Annotated in this window: 16 protein-coding genes and 1 pseudogene; 7 read left to right on the top strand and 10 right to left on the bottom strand. The window is 64.1% G+C overall.

All coding sequences use genetic code 11. From position 1 onward, the window contains the following. The first annotated feature begins 18 nt into the window (after positions 1-18). Both L598_RS09255 and L598_RS09260 read left to right on the top strand, forming a co-directional pair. On the top strand, positions 19-1,344 hold the full coding sequence (locus L598_RS09255) for an acyclic terpene utilization AtuA family protein (RefSeq protein ID WP_144861841.1): 1,326 nt from the start codon (positions 19-21) through the stop codon (positions 1,342-1,344). Beyond that, positions 1,341-1,664, top strand: a complete 324-nt coding sequence (locus tag L598_RS09260) for a hypothetical protein (protein ID WP_144861843.1) — start codon at positions 1,341-1,343, stop codon at positions 1,662-1,664. Before L598_RS09255 ends, L598_RS09260 begins: the two co-directional genes overlap by 4 nt. Before the next feature lie 39 nt (positions 1,665-1,703). Here L598_RS09260 and L598_RS09265 read toward each other — a convergent pair whose 3' ends face one another. Next, a complete protein-coding gene (locus tag L598_RS09265) occupies positions 1,704-2,597 on the bottom strand; it encodes an NAD(P)-dependent oxidoreductase (protein WP_186444981.1) in 894 nt (297 codons plus the stop codon). A gap of 126 nt (positions 2,598-2,723) precedes the next feature. On the opposite strand from L598_RS09265, the gene L598_RS09270 reads away from it, so the two are divergent. From L598_RS09270 to L598_RS09280, 3 genes are all read left to right on the top strand, one after another. After that, on the top strand, positions 2,724-3,761 hold the full coding sequence (locus L598_RS09270; RefSeq protein WP_186444982.1) for a GntG family PLP-dependent aldolase: 1,038 nt from the start codon (positions 2,724-2,726) through the stop codon (positions 3,759-3,761). Between the two features lie 39 nt (positions 3,762-3,800). Continuing rightward, entirely contained in the window at positions 3,801-4,730 is a 930-nt protein-coding gene (gene ilvE, locus L598_RS09275) for a branched-chain-amino-acid transaminase (protein ID WP_144861850.1), read from the top strand. 87 nt (positions 4,731-4,817) lie between these two features. After that, positions 4,818-5,894: an IS5 family transposase gene (locus L598_RS09280; protein WP_144861852.1), complete on the top strand. Its 1,077-nt coding sequence runs from the start codon at positions 4,818-4,820 to the stop codon at positions 5,892-5,894. Positions 5,895-6,134: 240 nt separating this feature from the next. Here L598_RS09280 and L598_RS09285 read toward each other — a convergent pair whose 3' ends face one another. The 5 genes from L598_RS09285 to L598_RS09305 all read right to left on the bottom strand — a co-directional run bounded on the left by L598_RS09285 (position 6,135) and on the right by L598_RS09305 (position 10,943). After that, positions 6,135-7,322 carry an alpha-hydroxy acid oxidase gene (locus L598_RS09285; protein ID WP_144861854.1) on the bottom strand — a complete coding sequence of 396 codons (1,188 nt, stop codon included), beginning with the start codon at positions 7,320-7,322 and terminating at the stop codon, positions 6,135-6,137. A gap of 17 nt (positions 7,323-7,339) precedes the next feature. Next, positions 7,340-8,611: a TRAP transporter large permease gene (locus L598_RS09290; RefSeq protein WP_246658695.1), complete on the bottom strand. Its 1,272-nt coding sequence runs from the start codon at positions 8,609-8,611 to the stop codon at positions 7,340-7,342. 34 nt (positions 8,612-8,645) lie between these two features. Beyond that, positions 8,646-9,188 carry a TRAP transporter small permease gene (locus L598_RS09295; RefSeq protein WP_144861858.1) on the bottom strand — a complete coding sequence of 181 codons (543 nt, stop codon included), beginning with the start codon at positions 9,186-9,188 and terminating at the stop codon, positions 8,646-8,648. Next, positions 9,185-10,168, bottom strand: a complete 984-nt coding sequence (dctP, locus tag L598_RS09300) for a TRAP transporter substrate-binding protein DctP (RefSeq protein WP_144861860.1) — start codon at positions 10,166-10,168, stop codon at positions 9,185-9,187. Before dctP ends, L598_RS09295 begins: the two co-directional genes overlap by 4 nt. A gap of 76 nt (positions 10,169-10,244) precedes the next feature. Further along, complete coding sequence (locus L598_RS09305) at positions 10,245-10,943, bottom strand: MBL fold metallo-hydrolase (RefSeq protein ID WP_186444983.1); 699 nt, start codon at positions 10,941-10,943, stop codon at positions 10,245-10,247. Between the two features lie 274 nt (positions 10,944-11,217). Here L598_RS09305 and L598_RS09310 point away from each other — a divergent pair, with 274 nt between their 5' ends. After that, entirely contained in the window at positions 11,218-11,997 is a 780-nt protein-coding gene (locus tag L598_RS09310; protein ID WP_144861880.1) for an SDR family oxidoreductase, read from the top strand. Between the two features lie 169 nt (positions 11,998-12,166). Here the strand turns inward: L598_RS09310 and L598_RS09315 are convergent, their stop codons facing one another. The 4 genes from L598_RS09315 to L598_RS09335 all read right to left on the bottom strand — a co-directional run bounded on the left by L598_RS09315 (position 12,167) and on the right by L598_RS09335 (position 18,616). Beyond that, the gene (locus L598_RS09315) at positions 12,167-13,198 is read right to left on the bottom strand and encodes a TAXI family TRAP transporter solute-binding subunit (protein WP_144861864.1); all 1,032 of its coding nucleotides are present in this window, start codon (positions 13,196-13,198) and stop codon (positions 12,167-12,169) included. Positions 13,199-13,336: 138 nt separating this feature from the next. Beyond that, positions 13,337-14,644, bottom strand: coding sequence for an MFS transporter (locus tag L598_RS09320; RefSeq protein ID WP_144861866.1), 1,308 nt, complete (start codon positions 14,642-14,644; stop codon positions 13,337-13,339). A 162-nt stretch (positions 14,645-14,806) separates the two neighbouring features. Then, positions 14,807-16,750 carry a TRAP transporter fused permease subunit gene (locus L598_RS09325; protein ID WP_144861868.1) on the bottom strand — a complete coding sequence of 648 codons (1,944 nt, stop codon included), beginning with the start codon at positions 16,748-16,750 and terminating at the stop codon, positions 14,807-14,809. 633 nt (positions 16,751-17,383) lie between these two features. Further along, positions 17,384-18,616 (bottom strand): His-Xaa-Ser system-associated MauG-like protein, encoded by a 1,233-nt coding sequence (locus tag L598_RS09335; protein ID WP_348642747.1) that lies wholly within the window; start codon positions 18,614-18,616, stop codon positions 17,384-17,386. Between L598_RS09335 and L598_RS09340 the strand changes: the two are divergent. Further along, positions 18,599-18,751: pseudogene (locus L598_RS09340) on the top strand (IS3 family transposase); the annotation flags it as partial. The gene L598_RS09335 and the pseudogene L598_RS09340 overlap by 18 nt on opposite strands.

Raw genomic sequence — 18,751 nt, forward strand, 5'->3', positions numbered from 1 at the left:
TAATCAAGGGTAAGACGAATGGCTTTGAGAATTGGATGCGGATCGGGCGGTGAACCCGATCAACCCGGCCCGGCTCGCGACCTCGTGGAGCGCGGAAACCTCGACTACCTCTGCTTCGAATCGTTGGCGGAGCGTACGCTCGCACAGGGCCATGTCGCGGCCCGATCGGCGTCCCCCGGATACAGCCGTAAGCTTGAGACCCGTTTCCGGGCCGTCCTGACCGGATGTCACGACCAGGGCATCCGCATCATCACGAATATGGGTTCGGCCGACCCGCTTGGCGCGGGTCATGCCACCGCGGACCTCGCCCGGTCTCTCGGGCTCAAGCTGAAGATTGCCGTCATCGAAGGCGACGATGTCCGCCAGCTGATCTCTGGCGACACGCCGCTCGAAGGCGTCGGCGGCACGGTCGCGGGGTTCGGCAAACCACTGGTTTCCGCCAACGCCTATATCGGCGCCGAGCCGATCGTCGAGGCGCTTCACGCGGGCGCAGACATCGTCGTCGGCGGCCGCATATCGGACTCTGCGCTGTTCCTCGCGCCCATCATGCACGAGCTCGATATTGCACTCGACAACTGGGACAGGATCGCCAAGGGCATCCTTGTCGGCCATCTGCTCGAATGCTCGACGCAGGTCACGGGCGGCTACTTTGCCGATCCCGGCTACAAGGATGTCCCAGACATCGACGATCTCGGCTACCCCATTGCCGAGGTCCAACCCGATGGGAGCGCGGTGATTACGAAGCTGCCCGATGTGGGGGGCTGCGTCACCGAGCTGACCGTCAAAGAACAGCTGCTCTACGAGGTCCATGATCCCAGCGCCTATCTGACGCCGGATGTCAGCGCCGATTTCTCCAGGGTCACGATCCAGTCGGTCGGCAAGGATCGCGTGCGCGTCGACGGCGCGGCCGGCAGGCAGCGGCCGGACAGGTTGAAGGTTCAGGTCGGCTTCGAAGGTGGCTATCTCGGCGAAGGCGAGATCGGCTATGCGGGCCCCGGCGCCCGGCAGCGCGCGGAGCTGGCCCGCGACATGATCCACAGGCGCATCGTCGAACGCGGCGGCTTCCAGGGGGACCTTCGCCTCGATCTGATCGGCGTCAACTCGATCCATGCGACCGCGGTAGAGAGAAGCAGCGATACGCAGGACGTTCGCCTTCGCGCCGCGCTGCGGTCGCGCGACCGGCAGTGGGCGGATCGCCTGGTTGCGGACGTGGAATCCCTGTGGATGGGCGGGCCTGCAGGCGGCGGCGGCTTTCGCGGACGCGTCACGGAGACCGTCGTGTCGCAGCCGACCTACATCGATCGAGAACTCGTCCAGACCAGGGTCACCTACATCGAGACATGAGACAGACCGTACCCCTGAGGCGAGTGGCCTCCGCGCGTGCCGGCGACAAGGGCAACATCTCCAATGTGTCGGTGTGGGCCTACGAGGCGCGGCACTATGCGGACATCAAGGCCAGCATCACGCCGGAAGCGCTGAAGGCGGCCTATCCGGCGCAGTTCCGCGGACAGATCGAGAGGTTCGAGCTCGATCACCTGCACGGGATGAACTTCGTCATCCACGACGCGCTGGAAGGCGGTGTGAATACTTCTCTGAACCTCGACGCCCACGGCAAGTCGTTCAGCTTCCTCGTGCTGGACTTGCCCGTCACGGTCGATCTCTGAGACGACAAGACCTCCGTCGATCTCCGGTTGGCCCGGTGGCTAGTCCGGAGAACGGTAGTATCGGATGACCTGCTCCAGGCCGCTCTCCAGCTTCGTCAGTGACAATTGGGGATAGGCCGCGTGGATTTGGGATGAGTCGACGCAGGCCGGCACCGGAMGCGGCTCGCCACTGAACGTGATCCGTGAGCCGGGGGCGAGACGCTCTATCGTTGAGACGACTTCGGCGACGGAGGCCGTCCGGCCCCAGAAATTGTAGACCTCCGCTCCGCGCGCTGCTCCGAGCAGCCCGGCTTCGAATGCGGCCGCCACGTCGTCGACAAAGACGAACCCGGAGCGTCCTGAGAACGGGATGTCGTAGGCTTCGACGAGCGCGGCAGCCTTGCAGGCCATGGAGACACCGGCGGTGACGCCGAGGACGCGCTCAGGCCCGTAGATGACGAGCGGCCGGATGGCGAAGTTGGCGATGCCTTCGTCACGCCAGTAGGCACGCGCCGACGCCTCGTTTGCCACCTTCGCCGCTGCATAGTAATCCATCGGCGTGGGACAGCCGACATCGTCCGTGCCGAAGATGGCCGCCGAACTGGTGTAGAGCACCTTGGGCACGCCGTGCCGTTTGGCCGCCTCGAATACATTCAGCGTGCCCAGCGTGTTCACCATCGCGCCACGCAGCGGGTTCGCCCGGCAGGCCGGCGTCAGCATGGCCGCCAGATGGATGACGGAGTGACAGCCAGTCATCGCGCGATGGACCGTCTCGGTGTCACTGACGTCCCCGACCTTCCACTCGACCGTCTCGTAGGCCCCGCCCAGCAGCCTGCGCGCAACAGGCGATTCCGCGGCCAGATCGAGGACCCGGACGTCTATCCCGCGCCGCAGCAGGCGGCGGACGATCCAGGCACCCCAGATACCCTGCCCGCCGGTGATCAGAACGCGCAAATCAGTTTTCTCCTCATCGGGTCGCGCACATCCGCTGATTTCCACCCCCTGCGCGTCCGCTGCTTGCATATCCGGTCCCGATAAAATATTCGAACTTAATATCTAGCCAGCTGAATGGGGGAACGCTTGATCGATCTGCGCACCGATTTCACGACCCGTCCGACTGCCGCGATGATCGACGCTATGGTCGCGGCCGCATCCGACCGGCCCGGCTTCGGCCTGCGCGACGATCCGCACGTCCGCGCCCTGGAGTCGGAAGCCGCCCACATGCTGGGCAAGGAAGACGCGCTCTTCTGCGCCACCTGCACCGCGGCCAACCAGATCGCCATTGCCGCGTCCTGCGCACCCGGCGACGCGCTCGCGACGGACGCCACGTCGCACATCCTGACCTCGGAGGGCGGCGCCGTCGCCGCGGTCGCCGGCGTGACCGTCCGTCCGGTGCCGGCGACACGGGGAACGGTCGATCTCGCCGCGCTTGCCGCTGCCATGGGCGAGGGTGACGACGTGCAGCCGCGCACCCGCATGCTCGTGCTTGAGAACACCCATGTGCGCTCCGGCGGCTGCGTCGTCGCGCTTGCGCATCAGGAGGAGGCGGCGCGGATCGCCCGCGATGCCGGCGCGTCGGTCCATCTCGACGGCAGCCGGCTGTTCAACGCCGCTGCCGGGCTCGGCATTTCGGCGGCGCGGCTCGCCCGCGACGCCGATTCCGTCGCGGTCAGCCTCAACAAGGGTCTCGCCGCGCCGATGGGCGCCATCCTCGCCGGCTCGGCAGAGTTCATTCGCGCTGCCCTGCGCGTCCGTCACCGGCTGGGCGGCAGCTGGCGGCCTGCGGGCATCCCGGCCGCGGCTGCGCTGGTTGGCCTGCGGACCATGGTCGACCGGATCGGCGAGGATCACCGGACCGCAAAGGCATTGGCCGAGGTCCTGGCGCCGCTGAACGGCCTGCGGATCGATCCCGACCAGGTCCAGACCAACATGGTCCTCGTTGACCTCGATGAGCGGCTTGGACCGGCAGTCGATGCTGCGCAGGCGCTCGCGTCGCGGGGCGTTCTTGCGCTGCCGTTCGGCCCGCGACGCCTGCGGCTCGTCACCAGCTACGAGGTCGGCGCAGCCGATCTGCCGGTCATCGCCGACGCATTCCGGAGCTTCGCCGCGTCCGCCTGATCCACGAAACCATCAATCAACGCATAAGGGAGGTCGGCTGTGTCGAAGCCAAAATACATCATGATGAACGGCGAGCTTGTCCCGTTCGACGACGCCAAGATCCACGTTCTCGCTCCGGCGGTAACCTACGCAATGACCGTGTTCGAAGGTATTCGCGCGTATTGGACCGAGGAAAAGCAGGAGCTCTATCTGTTCCGGCTGGACGAGCATCTGCTGCGTCTGCGCCAGTCCGTGAAAGCCATGCGCTTCGATGCCGACCTCAGCGTCGAGACGATGCGCAACCAGATCATCGAGCTGATCCGCGCCAACGGCCACCGCGAGAACATCCACCTGCGAGTCATGGCACTCGTCGAAGGCAGCCCCTCGGTCAGCTCGGTCGGCCCGGTCAGCCTCGTCATCACCGCTGGCGCCTATCCGTCTACCAAATGGGTCGACAGCGGCATGAACGTCCAGGTCAGCTCCTGGCAGCGGGTCGGTGACACCACCAACCCGCCCCGCATCAAGGCGACCGCGAACTACAGCAACGGCCGCTTCGCCATGCTGCAGGCACAGCAGGACGGATACGATTCGGCCATCATGCTGACGCGGGACGGCAAGGTCGCGGAGACCCCGGTTGCGACGGTGCTGCTGGTGCGCCGCGGAGAGATCGTCGCCCCCGGCGTGACCGAAGGCATCCTGGAGTCGATCACCCGCGACACGATCATCCAGCTGGCCCATGAAGGCCTCGACATGAAGGTCGTCGAGCGTCCGGTCGATCGCACGGAACTGTACGCCGCGGACGAGGTCTTCGCGTGCGGCTCGGGCTGGGAGGTCACGCCAATCGCCACGATCGATCGCATCCCCGTTGGCATCGCGGCGCCAGGACCGATCACCCGCCGCCTGCGCGAGCTTTACATGGATGAAGTCCACGGCCGCGGCGGTGCGCGTCACCCCGAATGGCTGACGCCGGTGTGGCAGGCGAAGTCTTAGCCGCCAGGCAGCTGGAAGCCTCGAAAAACCCTCCGCAAATCGGCTGTTTTGTGATTCAGTCATCGAAGGTTTCGGTGGAGGTGGTGGATGCGGGGTCAGCCGGGGTTCTGGGACGTCGATGAGCGATATGCGCGGCTGAGTGAGGCGGGCGATCCGCTGGAGAAGCTCAACGCGCTGGTTCCGTGGGATGTCTTTCGGAAGCCGCTGGCGAAGGCCCTGAAGCGGTCGGACGGGGCAAAGGGCGGTCGGCCGCCCTACGACCCGGTTCTGATGTTCAAGATCCTGGTGCTTCAGGCGCTGTACAACCTCTCGGACGACCAGGCGGAGTTCATGATCCAGGACCGGCTGTCCTTCATGCGCTTCCTGGGCTTGAGCCTGAGCGACAGGATTCCCGATGCCAAGACGATCTGGCTGTTCCGTGAGCACCTGGCGCAGGCGGGGGCGGTGGAGAACCTGTTCGCGCGGTTCGACAAGCACCTGACGAAGGCGGGCTACCTCGCGATGGGCGGGCAGATCGTCGATGCCACGATCGTGGCGGCGCCGAAGCAACGCAACACCGACGGCGAGAAGGCGGACATCAAGGAAGGCAAGATCCCGCAGGCGTGGAAGGACAAGCCGGCGAAGCTTCGCCAGAAGGACCGCGACGCGCGCTGGACGGTGAAGTTCTCGAAGGCGAAGCCGGCCGAAGAGGGTAAGCCGAAGCAGGTGGACATCGCGGTGCCCGCCTTTGGCTACAAGAACCACGCGAGCATCGATCAGCGCCACGGCTTCATCCGCGGCTGGTCGGTGACGAATGCCGCGGCCTATGACGGAGCGCAGCTCGAGCGGGTGGTTCGGCGCAACACCGGCTCGAAGGTCTGGGCCGACACCGCCTACCGATCAAAGAAGAACGAGACCTGGCTATCGAAGCACGGCTACATCTGCGACATCCACCAGAAGAAGCCGAAGGGGCGGCCGATGAGCGAGCGCATGGCGCGGGCCAATGGCCGGCGCTCGAAGGTGCGCTCCGCAATCGAGCACGTCTTCGCGCGTCAGAAGGGGCCGATGGCGCTGTTCGTGCGGACCATCGGCATCGTCAGGGCGACAATGAAGATCGGCATGGCCAACCTCGCCTACAACCTCATGCGGTTCGTCTGGCACGAGGGGAGAACCGCCCCCGCGTGATGTGAAAAAGCCGCCGAAGACGACGCCGCAGGCGCCTGACGCAGACGAAATGGAGCCTCCACGGACCACCAAACGCTCCTTATTGCTCCTCAAGAGGGACAGACGAGGCAATCAGCGCTTGAAGAGTGGGTTCTTCGAGGCGTCCAGCTCGGAACCCGGGCAACTGAGCCAGGAAGACAAAAGGGCTTGCCGGTTGGCAAGCCCTTTTTCTTGGAAGTGGATCAGCTGCGGCCCGGTCCGTCAATCCTCGGACGCGACGTCCGCGCGGTAGAGCAGGTCGCGGTCCAGTTCCTCGACGCGTCGGCATCCGAATGTTGCCATCGCATAGAGGAACTCGCGCCTGAGGACGCTCAGGACATGCCCGGCGCCGATCTCGCCAGCGACCGCCGTGCCGTAGAGCGTTGGGCGCCCGATCAGGATCGTCTTCGCGCCCAGCGCCAGTGCCTTGGCGACGTCGCTGCCGCGCCGGATTCCCCCATCCATCAGCACGGTGATGCGATCGCCGACCGCGTCGACGACGTGGGGCAGCGCGTCGATCGGCGCGATGCTGCTGTCGAGATTGCGGCCGCCATGGTTGGAGACGATGACCGCATCGACGCCGCATTCGGTGGCCAGCACCGCGTCACCGGGGTGCAGCACGCCCTTGACCATGAGCGGTCCATCCCAGCGTCGGCGAATCTCGCGAATGTCGTCCCATGTGATGTCATCGCAGAGCATCGCCTCGGACGATAGGCCCTCGCTGATACGCGGCGATCCTGGCATGTTCTCGAAGCGAGGCAGGCCGCCGTTCCGATAGTACTTGCCGATGACGCCCAGCAGCCATCGCGGATGGGTGGCGATGTCGATCACGCCCCGGCGCGTATACTTGAAGGGCAGCGAGTAGCCGTTCCTGGCATTGTACTCGCGGCTCGGGTCGGTCGGCGTGTCGATGGTGATGATCAGCGCCTTCACGCCTCTCGCCCGCGCCAGGTCGATCATCTCGTACGACTTCGCTCGGTCGCGCAGCAGATAGAGCTGGAACCACAAATGGTCGCCTGCGACGCCGGCGATCTCCTCCAGCGAGGACATCGACCGGGTCGCCAGGGTGAACGGGATGTTCGCGGCGGCAGCGGCCCGTGCCAGCGCCATCTCGCCCTTGTACCAGACGATGCCCGCCGATCCCGTAGGCGCGATCGCCACCGGCATGCCTATTGTCTTGCCGAACAGGCTGGTCTCCGCCGTGCGCCCGGAGACGTTGGTGATCTGGCGTGGCCGCACCTTGATCCGGGCGAAGGCTTCGACATTGTTCGCGATCGCGACCTCGTCGTCGGACCCTCTGTCGATGAACTCGAACAGGCCACGCGGCAGGCGGCGCCGCGCCAGCTCGCGGATACTGCCCAGGCTGGTGGCGTGCCCGAAGATCTCGGCTGCCGTCCGGTCGCGTCCCATGGTCTGTCTCCGTCCGATTACTGATAGACTTTTGACGGCAGCCAGAGCGCCAGTTCGGGCCAGATCATCAGCATCGCCAGCAGCACGAACATCAGCAGATGGAACGGGATGGTTCCGATGACCACGTCCTTAAGCGTGCCCTTCCACATCGCCTGTACGACGAACAGGTTGATGCCCAGGGGCGGCGTGATCTGGCCGAGCTCAATGTAGACGACCACCAGGATGCCGAACCAGATCGGATCGATGCCGAGCGGCTCGAGCAGCGGAAACAGCAGCGGCACCGTGATGACGATCATCCCGACGCTTTCGACCAGCGCCCCGAGGATCGTGAAGATGATGAAGAGGAAGACGTAGAACTCGAACTTCGTCATCTCCATGTCGAGCGCGAGGCTGACGAGCTCCTCGCCGATGCCGGCGTAGCTGATCGCATAGGCGAAGAGGTAGGCCGCCAGCACGATGAACAGGATGTTGCCGCACATCATCACCGTACTCTCGAACGCATCGAGAAGGTTGCGGATGGTCAGCTTGCCGTAGACGGCGGACAGCACGATCGCGCCGAGGCAGCCGATCGCCGCGGCTTCGGTCACGGTCGCGATGCCGAAATAGATGAAGCCGAGCGTGATGCCGATCAGGAAGCCGAACGGCAGGAGGTCGATGCCCGAGCGGATACCGCTTGCCCACGTGAGCTCGATGCCGGTCTTCGGCGCGATCTCCGGATTCCGGATCGCCTTCCAGGCAATGTAGGCGACGAACATCAGCGTGAGCAGAAGACCCGGAATGACGCCGGCCATGAACAGCTTGGCGACCGAAGTCTCGGTGAACGAGCTGTAGATGATTATCGCCAGGCTGGGCGGGATCAGGATGCCCAGCGTGCCGCCGGCCGCCAGTGAGCCTGCCGACAGCTGCGGATCGTATTTGCGCCGTGTCAGCTCCGGCAGCGCGACACTGCCGATCGACGCCGCCGTGGTGATGCTCGACCCGCTGATCGACCCGAAAGCGGCGCAGCCGATGATGTTGGTCTGCAGCAGTCCGCCCGGTATCCGCGAGAACAGCGTCGCCAGCGCGTGATAGACCCGCAGCGTCATTCCGCTTCGCTGCAGGATCTCCGCCATCAGGATGAACAGCGGGATAGCCGTCAGGATGAAACTGTTCATGCTTCCCCAGCTGGCCAGGCCGATGCCTTTCAGTAGCGGGATGCCGCCCTGGATGTAGAGGTAGACGAGCGACGGCAGGCCGATCGCGAAGGGGATCGACATGCCGAGCGTCAGCAGGCTGATGAAGACGGCCAAGACGACGAGCAGTTGGATTTCGGGACCCATGGTATCAGGCCTCCCGCCGCATGGCGCGGATCTTGCCGATGCCGCTGATGATGAACCGCACGAGCGTGTAGCAGAGCGCCAGCGAGCCGATCACCATGACGGCGCGCGGCATCCAGAGCGGGGTGCGGATGGCGGTCATCGACATGTCACCGTTGCGCCAGCTCTGCAGACCCATCCGGCTGAACTGCCAGACCAGGATGATCATGAACAGCAGCGACAGCACATGCATGACCGTGTCGAGCACTATGATCTGCCGGGGGCTCAGACGGATGCGCACCAGCTGCATCTGGTGAAATCCGCCGCGCGCCAGCGTAACCGACAGGCTGATGAAGGTCAGGGCGACGAGCAGGTAGCCACCATACTCGTCCGTCCCTTCCCAGGAGTAGTTCAGCACTGTCCGCATGAACACCTCGACGCTGATCATCGTCAGCATCGCCAGCAGGATGCCCACGCCGAGCCAGCGGCAGGCTGCCTCGACGAAGGTTTCGGGCAGGGTGGCAGTCTGCTCACCCTGCTGTTCGTGGTCTGCGGACAGCTTCTCGGTCATCGGCCCAGAGTCGTCCGGATCGACTTCAGCAGCTCGACGACTTCCGGTCCACGACCTTCGGCCCAGGTGCTCCACATCGGCTCCATCTTCTCCATGGCAGCCTTCTGGTCCTCGGCGCTCTGCTCGGTGATCTCGAGGCCTGCGGCGGCGAGCTGCTCGTTCAGCGAGGCGTCGTTGCCCGCCAGCTCCTTGGTCAGGGCCGTTGTCTCGGTCTTGACGATGCCGCGGATCTTCTCCTGCAACTCCGGCGCCAGCGTCTCGAAGCGATCCGAATTGACGATGATCCAGGAGACCGGGAAGTTGACCTCGAGACGATAGCTCGACTTCAGCAGTTCCTTCCACGCCATGGCCCCGCCCGACGGCGCCGTCAGGACGACGTCGACGAGACCGCGCTCGAGCGCGGTCGGGACGTCGGCGGAGGTCAGGTTGACAGGCGTGCCGCCGAACGCCTTGACGAAGTCCGACTGCTCCGGCGAGGTCACGCGCACCTTCTTACCATTGAGGTCGGCCAACGACTTCACGACATCGCGCGAGAAGAGAACCTGCGGCGAATAGCTGTAGTAGCCCAGCAGTGTGATGCCGCGCTTCTTGTACTCCGCTTCGGCGTAGGGGATGACGAGGTCGACGGCCTTGGCCATCTCGTCGGCGCCGCGGATCAGGAACGGCAGGGAAACCACGCCCGCTCCCGGGATCGCGCCCTGATAGAACGCGTCATGCGCGAACTGCACCACGTCGTCCGTGACGGCCGAATTGATGTTCGCACCGGCGATCGACAGCGAGCCGCCGAGGTTGAACTTCATCGTGAGCGCGCCGTCGGAAGCCGCCTCGATGTCCTCCGTCAGCTTCTTGAAGCCCTTCGCCGCGATGACCGTCGGCGAACCCCAATAGGTGTAGGCCTGCCACTGCTCCTGCGCCTGCAGCGCCGGCTGCGCCCCGAACAGCGCGGCGGCGGCGCCGAGCGCGATAAGCAAATTTCTCATGGGTGTCCTCCCGATGGCAGGCTGAGGCGGAAGCCCCGACCGCAGCCCGCGGTTGATGGTCTGGAATGCGTAGAAACTACCGAGCGATGAGATTGAGAGGCTGGATAGCCTCCCACACGACGCGGCCGTCCTCCTTGAACAACTCGCCGAAATGCCCGGGCACCACCACGTCGCTCATCTCCATGATGGTCCGGATACTTTGCGACGCGACTTCCTTTGTGTCGAAGGAATGATCCGCCTTCATGCGGATCGCTTCGCGTGGAAATTTCACGGCATCTCCGGCGAGCGTCACCTTGCGCCCGTCGGCGAGGTCGAGCGCCACCGCGTAGCAACCGGGCGTATGGCCGGGCGCCGGAAAATAGCGCACGCCCGACGACAGCTCATCCGTGCCGTCGACGAGACGGAGGCGATACTTCTCCAGCTGCTCCTTGATACCCCACGGAAGCCAGTCATCCTCGGGGTGAGGGTTGCTGCAGTAATCCCACTCCCGCCGGCTGACGAATACTTCCGTCGTATGCGGGAAAAGATCGATGTTCATTACATGATCGAAATGCAGGTGCGACAGAAACACGCGCGGAATGTCCGAAGGATTCAGGCCACGCTTGCTCAACCCGAGCTTGATCATGTCGCGCGTCACGTGGGAGCCGAGATCGAAGATGATCGGTCCGTCGGCCGTGTGGATCAGCGTCGTATTGGATATGCCGATACCACCCACTTCGAAGCGGTAGCTGTTCCCGCTGACGAGAACGTCATAGCTTGGCCCACCCCCGCTCACACCGACATCCCCCGCTCGCCCGTCCCGACCCCTATTCATTCGAATGAATATATGTTGCACTTTCCTCTGTCAATGCTGTTTCATGGCGAAGGCGGCGGAATCGGGAGCAGGCCAGCCTCTCGTGCTGCCGAATGAGACGGTCGTCCGCTCGTAGCATCCACGCTGGAGGATGCCGAACGGGCAGCCGCGCCAGGTCGACGCCCGTACAGGCACACGCAAAGGGCACGGGCGCCACGACCAGGCTGGGACCCGCAATGCGACAGGAGGGGCCACGATGGATTTGGGAATTGGCGGCAGGAGCGCGATCGTCTGCGCTTCGAGCAAGGGGCTGGGGCGCGCCTGTGCGGTCGCACTGGCGCAAGCAGGCTGCAGCCTGGTCATCAACGGCCGCGACGAAAAGGCGTTGGCGGAGACGGCGGCCGAACTGCGCGCGAATTACGATGTCGCCGTGACCGCTGTTGCGGGAGATGTTGGCGACCCTGCCTGTCAGGAGGAACTGCTCGCCGCCGGTCCGGCCCCCGACATCCTCGTCACCAATGGCGGCGGCCCGCAGCCCCGCGAGTTCCTGGCATTGTCCCGGGATCAGATCCTGCGGGACATGACGCTGGGGATGCTGGCCCCGATCGAAATGATCCAGCACGTCATCGAGCCGATGACGCAACGCGGCTTCGGGCGGATCGTCAACATCACGTCGATCGCAGCCATCCACTCCGCTCCCGGCGTTGCGACCTCGTCGGGCGCGCGCGCCGGCCTGATCGCGTTTCTCGCCGGCATCGCACGCACGGTCGCCAGCTGCAACGTGAGCATCAACAACCTGCTTCCCTACAAATTCGAGACGGATCGCATCAGGGACACGATCGCGTTCGCGGCCGGAAAGAGCGGCTCGACATTCGAGCAGCAATCGGAAGCCCTCCGCGGTGAGATCCCGGCGGGCAGATTCGGCAGGCCGGAGGAATTCGGCAATGTCTGCGCGTTTCTCTGTTCGGCGCACGCAGGCTACTTGACTGGCCAGAACATCCGGCTGGACGGCGGCTTTCATCCGGCCGCGTTCTGAACGTCAGGCACAGGGCATCGACGCCGTTCGGCATGCGTCGACCAGGCAAGCCAGAGCTCGACAATCATCGGAAAAAAGGCGCCCGTTCCGTGAACGGGCGCCGATCATTCTTCCAGTCAGGAGGCCCGACCGTACGCCGCGGTGCGGCGTCCCGTCGGACGGAGGTTGGTCACTTCGCCTCTGGCGGCACCAGATGGTCGGGCACTTCAAAGCCCTTCTCGCGGAAATATCTCACGGCGCCGGCATGCAGCGGCACGACCGACTGTTCCAGCGTGAGTTTCACGAAATCGACATCAGCGACCGACGGGAACGCGTCCACCTGGACCTGCTTCTCCTCGATGAGAGCCTTCACGATGTCATAGGCGTCCTGTTCCGAGATCGCATCGCGCGTCGTCACGAGGCCGGGCGCGGTTCCCATCGTGAGAATGTCCTTCTCCTGGTTCGGGTAGACCCCTGCCGGAACGGTGAGCGAGGAATAATAGGGGTGGACCGACTTCACCTTGTCGACCTGGTCCTGAGTGAGGCCAAGAATCCTCACATTGACCGCAGTGTTGAGCTGCATGAAGGAACTGTCAGGCGTCCGCACGCTCGCAGCGGACTTCGCATAGCCGATGATCTCGCCGTCCTGGACGGCCGCGATCGCATCCCCCGTCGTTGCGCTGTAGAGGTTCGGCTTGATGCCGAGAACATCCAGGACGTCCAGCGTCTGGGCTTCGGTCGAGCTTCCGGTGATGCCCGCGTTGAACCGCTTGCCTTCAAGCTGTTGGATATCCTCCACGCCAGAATCGATCCGCACCGTGTAGATGTTCGGCACCTCGGCAAGCAGATGCAGGCGACGAAGCTCCGGCCAGGCAGCCTCGCCTTCGAAGACGCCCACGCCCCGCGCCGCCTGCCCGGCAACGTCGACGGTAGAAAGCCCGAATTCCATCTCGCCGCGACGAATCCTGCGCAGATTGTCGACCGACGACCCGGTTTCCATCACGTTGACGACGATCCGGCCATTCGTGCTCTTCTCGATCGCCTGGCCTGCGGACACGAAGTAGGTGAAGAAGCCGGAGGTGGTCGGGGTAGCGCCCATGTTCAGGAACAGGCGATCCTGCGCCGTGGCAGGGGCCGTCAGGAGGCCCGCCAACATCGCGGCCGCGCTGGCCAGCCCGATGGCCGATGCGACCAGCCCGCGCTTCTTGGAATTCTTCGACATCAACGTTCCTCCCCTAAAGTTCGGCCAACAAGCCGGTCTCTCTCCACCCGCCGAAAGGGCGGCAAATTCATTCGAATTTTTATCGCACCCGCTACTACGGCTGTCAATTCCGTAGAGAGCGGCGCGGGCCCGACAGGCTCATCTCCTTGGCTCCACGGCCCCTCGCGACTGATTGCCCAGCCTCGCGGACATCCAGAATGCAGAACACGCCACGCTGACGCACAGCATCGAGACGGCGAAGCCCGGCAGATAGCTTCCCGACAGGTCGTGCAGCAGGCCGCCGCCAAAGCCGCCGACCGCTCCTCCCAGCGACATCAGCATGAAGATGGCACCATAGATCGTCCCGAAGCTCGAGCCGGCGAAAATCCACGATGTGAGCGCCGAGACGATGGGCCCCCGAGCGCCCTGGCTCAGGCCGAACAGGAGCACATATGTCAGCAGCAGCCAGGCTGTCGGCAGAGACGAGAACACCAGGAGTGCGATGATGCCCAGCAGCGTTCCGCAGAAGCTGACCGTGGCCGTGAACCGATAGCCGTAGATATCCGACAGCACCCCTGCGGCGATCACGCCGAAGATCGACAGCATGGCCGACGACCCGAACGCGGTGGCGGCCTGCAGCGGCGTCAGCCCTGCCGATATGAGATAGGGCACGGTCTGCACCATCACGCCGTACATGCCTGCCGCCGTGAAGAAGAAGACCTGGACCAGAAGCCAGAATTCGGTCGTCGCCAGGGCCTGCCTCATCGTGAACCCGCTCCTGGCGCCGCGACCTGCGGCATCCGGGTCCGCGATTTCGACCAGACCCGAACCAGGGTCTGGCGACGGGGTTCCTGCAGCCAGTCTGCGCCAGGGCATTACCAGGACGACGGGCAGCAGGGCCAAGGGCACCAACCCCATCAGGGCATAGGTGCTGCGCCAGCCGCTCGCGTCGATCGACATCTGCGCCAGCGGCACGACGACCACGATTCCCATCCCGATGCCGGCGTGGGCCACTGCGATGACCGAGGCCCGTCTGTCGTTGAACCAGCGGCTGATCAGGTTGGATGCCGGAATCATGCCGAGCGCCGAGCCCGCGACCCCGGACAGCACGCCCGCCGTCACGTACAGTTGCCAGATCTGGGTCGAGCGCCCGGCCAGAACCATGACCGCGCCAAGGATGAGAAGGCCGCTTGCGTAGGTCGCTCGCGGGCCGAAGCGGTCGAAATAGTAGCCCCACAATGGCGCCGACACGCCGGCCGCCAGCATGTAGACCGAATAGACCCCGGCCAACGACGAACGGCTCCAGCCAAACTCGTTCTCCAGCGCGACCAGAAAGACCATGAACGAGTCGCCTAGGCCGCGCGACACGAACGTCATGAAGAAGCCGATGACGACAACCAGAACGGCAGGCCCGACCTGGGCACGCCGGGAGCCGCTCACCGCTGACGGATCAGCTTTTCGGGCCATTGCGGCTTAGGCCGGCCGGTCGACCGCCATACTGCATGGCGGAGCCGACTGCCTGGAAGCTCCGTCCATGGCTCGATGCAAAGCCGTGAACACCCTTAGTCGGCCTCGGCGGTCCGACCGTAGCCGACGCGCATTCCGTCATGCCTGTCACAGGACGATGCCTCACGTACCGGTCGCGGAGTATGCAGCCCCGCGGCGAAGCCGGTAGACCTGCATCGCGACCACAACCGCGAGGATGGCTGCGCCCGCGATGTCGGTCAGGGAGCCGGGCTTGATCAGCAGGAGCGAGGCAGCAACCAGCATGACCGATTCCAGGATGGTGTTGCGCTGGATGAATTGGCCCATGACACCGCCGGCCAGCGCAATGACCCCGACCGATGCGGTCACGATTGCCAACGCTACGGTGAGCGCCGGCCCCTGAAGGAACAGGGCATCCGAGTAGGCGAACATGAACGGGATGATGAACGCCACCAGTCCGAGGCGCGTCGCGATGAGCGCGGTCTTGAACCAATCGCCTTGGGCGATTCCCGACGCCACGAAGACCGCGGCGCAAACTGGCGGCGTGATCGCGGAAATGATCGCGAAATAGAAAACGAACATGTGCGCCTGGAGCGGTTCGAGCCCCATCCGGACGAGAGCCGGCGCTAGGACGGACGCGGCTAACAGGTAGGCTCCCGTCGTTGGCATGCCCATCCCAAGGACGAGAGCCACGCCCATGGTGATTAGCAGTCCCAGGAACAGGTTCCCATTGCTCGCTGCCATCAGGATGGCGGTGAAGCGCACGCCCACACCCGTCAATCCGATAATACCGATGACGATTTGCGCGGTCGCCGCCAGAACTGCGATGAGGATGAGCGCATACCCTGCGCTTTCGAGCGCACGGACCAGCGCGCGGAAGCGGCCGCGATAGGCATCCCAGTTGAAATCCTGGAAGAGGAAGAGGACGATCGCGGCAATCGTGGCGGCAAAGCCTGCGCGCTGTGGGGTCGAACCGCCCATGAGGAACCAGAGAAGGACCGCGATCGGCCCCAGCAAGGGCACCAGCTGGCGCGGACCGAGGGTTGTGCGCCAATCCGGGATATCCTCGGCGGGAAGCGCCGCATAGCCGCGTCTGACCGAACCGAAATGCACTGCGACCAGCACCCCGCCATACATCAGCAGGGCCGGAATGAACGCGGCCTTGACGATGTCGACATAGGGGATGCCGATGATCTCGGCCATGATGAATGCGGCAGCGCCCATGATCGGCGGCATCAGCTGGCCGCCCGTCGAAGCCGTCGCCTCCACGCCGGCCGCGAATTCGCGACTGTATTTCAGCCGCTTCATCATCGGGATCGTGAAGCTTCCCGTGACGGCCACATTGGCAGCCGCCGAACCCGAGATCGTGCCGAAGAGCGCGCTGGCGATGGTCGCGACCTTTGCCGGCCCGCCCGTGGTGCGGCCGGCAAGGATCAGCGACATGTTGATGAAGGTCGTTCCACCGCCGCTGAAGAACAGGATCGAGCCGAAGATGATGAAGATCGCAACCACGGTTGCGCTGACGCTGGTCGTCACGCCCCAGAGGCCGAGATCGGTCGTGTACAGGTGGTTGACGATGACTTCGATGCTGAATCCACGATGGGCGAATGGCATCGGGATGTAGGGGCCTAGCATCGCATAGCCGATGAACACGGCAGCGAGGGCGGTGAAGATCGTGCCGATCAGCCGTCGCGCGGCTTCCATGATGGTCAGCACGGTCAGCGCGCCGAGAACGATGTCGACGATTGTGAGCTCCAGCCTCAGCATGAAGCGGTCGTAGCTGTATGCGACCCACGCCGTGCTCAAGATCGAAATGGCGATGAATATCCAGTCGAGCACGGAGACGCGCTTTCCGCCCTTGCCTCGCAGCGAGAACAGCATGAATACCAGCACCAGCGCGAAGCCCACGTGGAGGCTGCGCTGGATCAGGTTGGGGAGGTTGCCGAAGCCGGCCGTGTACAGGTGGAACCCGGTATAGGTGATCGCCAGGGTCGATGCGATGAGTGTCATCCAGGAGCCGAGATCGCGATCGCCCGTCTTCGGTTCCGTGGGCTCCTCCACCACGTTCTCCGCTGTCTTTTCGGCCATCAAGTTCCTCCCAGACCCCAGTGCCGCGAGTGTCGCCGTGGATCACGCTTGCCCACTCTGCGGGGAAAATGCGTGACCGGCTAGAGCCTGACCCGCGATCGCATGATCGCTCGGCCATTCCTCCGATCAATTTTTTCATTTCGTCCGAATGAATGACTAAACGGTCCAGTAAGAGCGTGTCAACCGCTTCACGGTTTCGGGGACCGGCAGTGGCGCCCTTTCATGTTGAGCGCAGGAGAGCTTGCCTTGGCGACGATCATGATGCGGTGAACGAGCGGCGCGAAGTCGGCAACAGGAAGCCGCCCGCAGCGAGAAGGCGGGTATGTGGGCAGGGGAGCTTCAGCTTCCTTGGGAATGGCGGGCCGAACAGCGGACGCAGAGCCAGCGGCCCGCACAGGTCATGCCATTGATCGGCTCTGTTCCTTCCGGCAGATGCAGGATCAAGGGGAACATCTCTTCCTCCGGTGAACGGATCTACCATATTCCCGGACAGCAGGATTACTCCAAGACCCAGATTAACGAGGGAAAGGGGGAGCACTGGTTCTGCTCAGAGGCGGAAGCTCGCGCGGCGGGATGGCGCAAAGCGCGACGGTGATGAGAGCCGGAATGAGTTGCGGCGGCGGCCGCGAAAGCTCATTCCGTTTCCTGTACGGGCTGATCGCTTTCGTATTCCAGCGCCCTCAGGAAGGCTACCAGGCCGTCGAGCTCGTGGTCCGATAGGTATGTCCCGGAGACGGGTTCGCGCGCCCAGGTGCGAAGGCTTTCGTAGAATTGCACCCGCTGTGGGCCCGTTAGCAGATCGGCCTTGTAAACAGCAAGCGGGTCCACGTGTGCCCGTATCGCCTCCTTCAGGTTCCCGATCGAGCCGGAATGGGAATACGGGCCTGTTTTCGCCGCGTTGTAGAGCGGTGGAGTCCGGAACTTCTGGCGGTCATCGGGGTCCATCGTGACGTTGAACCTGCCGTAGTCGATTCCGAAGCCGTTGAAGCCGAAGCCCGCCTGCGTGAAGGGAATGGCGTGGAACCGTAGATCGGAGAAGTATGGCCCATAGTGACACGCCGAGCATCCGGCCTTCCCGTAGAACAGCAGCCCGCCCGCCCGCTCGTCGTCGGTGAGCTCACCGTCATCGAAGACGAACCGATGGAATCGCGTGTCCTTGATGCGGAAGTTGAAGCGGATGAAGGATGCGATGGCTTGGGCGATGTGTATGAAGCCGATATCGGCCTGCTCGACTCCGGCGGCGGAGCCAAGCGAAGGCCCTAGCGCGGGGTCCTCGGCTATTCGACGGGCAATGGTATCGTACACCCTTTGGGCGGAGCCGATGGACTCGCTTTCGAGTTCGTAATTTCCGGCGATGTCGAGGATCATCTCGCCGATCTGGACCGGAGGTAGATGCACGGCTACCACCAACGGATCATCCGAGGGTGCCGCATCACCGAACTGGCTGATGAGACCGTTTCCGGAGCCGTCCACACGGCCATCCCAGAAGAACACGTCGAAGCCTACGCCGCCCCTGCCCCAGAAGGGCAGCGCGTTTCTTGGAATGATGTCCCCACCGTCCAGCAGCCTGGAAATCCCCTCGCCGTGTCCCTCCGTGCCTATGGCCACGGGAAGGCCATCAGTGGATCCGAACCGATCCCTGTGGCACGTGGCGCATGCGGTCTCGTGGTCCAGCGACATCTTCTTGGTTTGGAAGAGGAGCTTCCCTATTGAAACCAGATCGGGCGACACCTCAACGTGCGTCTCCTGGGGGCGAACCAGGCCTGCAGCAAGTGCTGCGTTTCTTGATCCACCCCCATTGAACGGGTCCACCTTGAAGTATGGTTTTGACCATGAAGGAGGACCACAATGGCAAACAAGCGACACAAGCCCGACGAGATCGTCACGAAGCTTCGGCAGGKTGAGGTTTTGCGCGGCCAAGGCATGGCGATGGCGGATGCTGTTCGCCAGATCGGCGTTTCCGAGCTGACGTTCTACCGGTGGCGTAAGCAATATGGCGGC

The organism is Mesorhizobium sp. J18 (genome assembly GCF_007829525.1).
Lineage (GTDB): Bacteria > Pseudomonadota > Alphaproteobacteria > Rhizobiales > Rhizobiaceae > VLJP01.

Coding starts and splice junctions, on each gene's coding strand:
- L598_RS09255 (WP_144861841.1), top strand. CDS start 19: ATGGCTTTGAGAATTGGATGCGGATCGGGCGGTGAACCCGATCAACCC.
- L598_RS09260 (WP_144861843.1), top strand. CDS start 1,341: ATGAGACAGACCGTACCCCTGAGGCGAGTGGCCTCCGCGCGTGCCGGC.
- L598_RS09280 (WP_144861852.1), top strand. CDS start 4,818: ATGCGGGGTCAGCCGGGGTTCTGGGACGTCGATGAGCGATATGCGCGG.
- L598_RS09285 (WP_144861854.1), bottom strand. CDS start 7,322: ATGGGACGCGACCGGACGGCAGCCGAGATCTTCGGGCACGCCACCAGC.
- L598_RS09295 (WP_144861858.1), bottom strand. CDS start 9,188: ATGACCGAGAAGCTGTCCGCAGACCACGAACAGCAGGGTGAGCAGACT.
- dctP (WP_144861860.1), bottom strand. CDS start 10,168: ATGAGAAATTTGCTTATCGCGCTCGGCGCCGCCGCCGCGCTGTTCGGG.
- L598_RS09310 (WP_144861880.1), top strand. CDS start 11,218: ATGGATTTGGGAATTGGCGGCAGGAGCGCGATCGTCTGCGCTTCGAGC.
- L598_RS09315 (WP_144861864.1), bottom strand. CDS start 13,198: ATGTCGAAGAATTCCAAGAAGCGCGGGCTGGTCGCATCGGCCATCGGG.
- L598_RS09320 (WP_144861866.1), bottom strand. CDS start 14,644: ATGGCCCGAAAAGCTGATCCGTCAGCGGTGAGCGGCTCCCGGCGTGCC.
- L598_RS09325 (WP_144861868.1), bottom strand. CDS start 16,750: ATGGCCGAAAAGACAGCGGAGAACGTGGTGGAGGAGCCCACGGAACCG.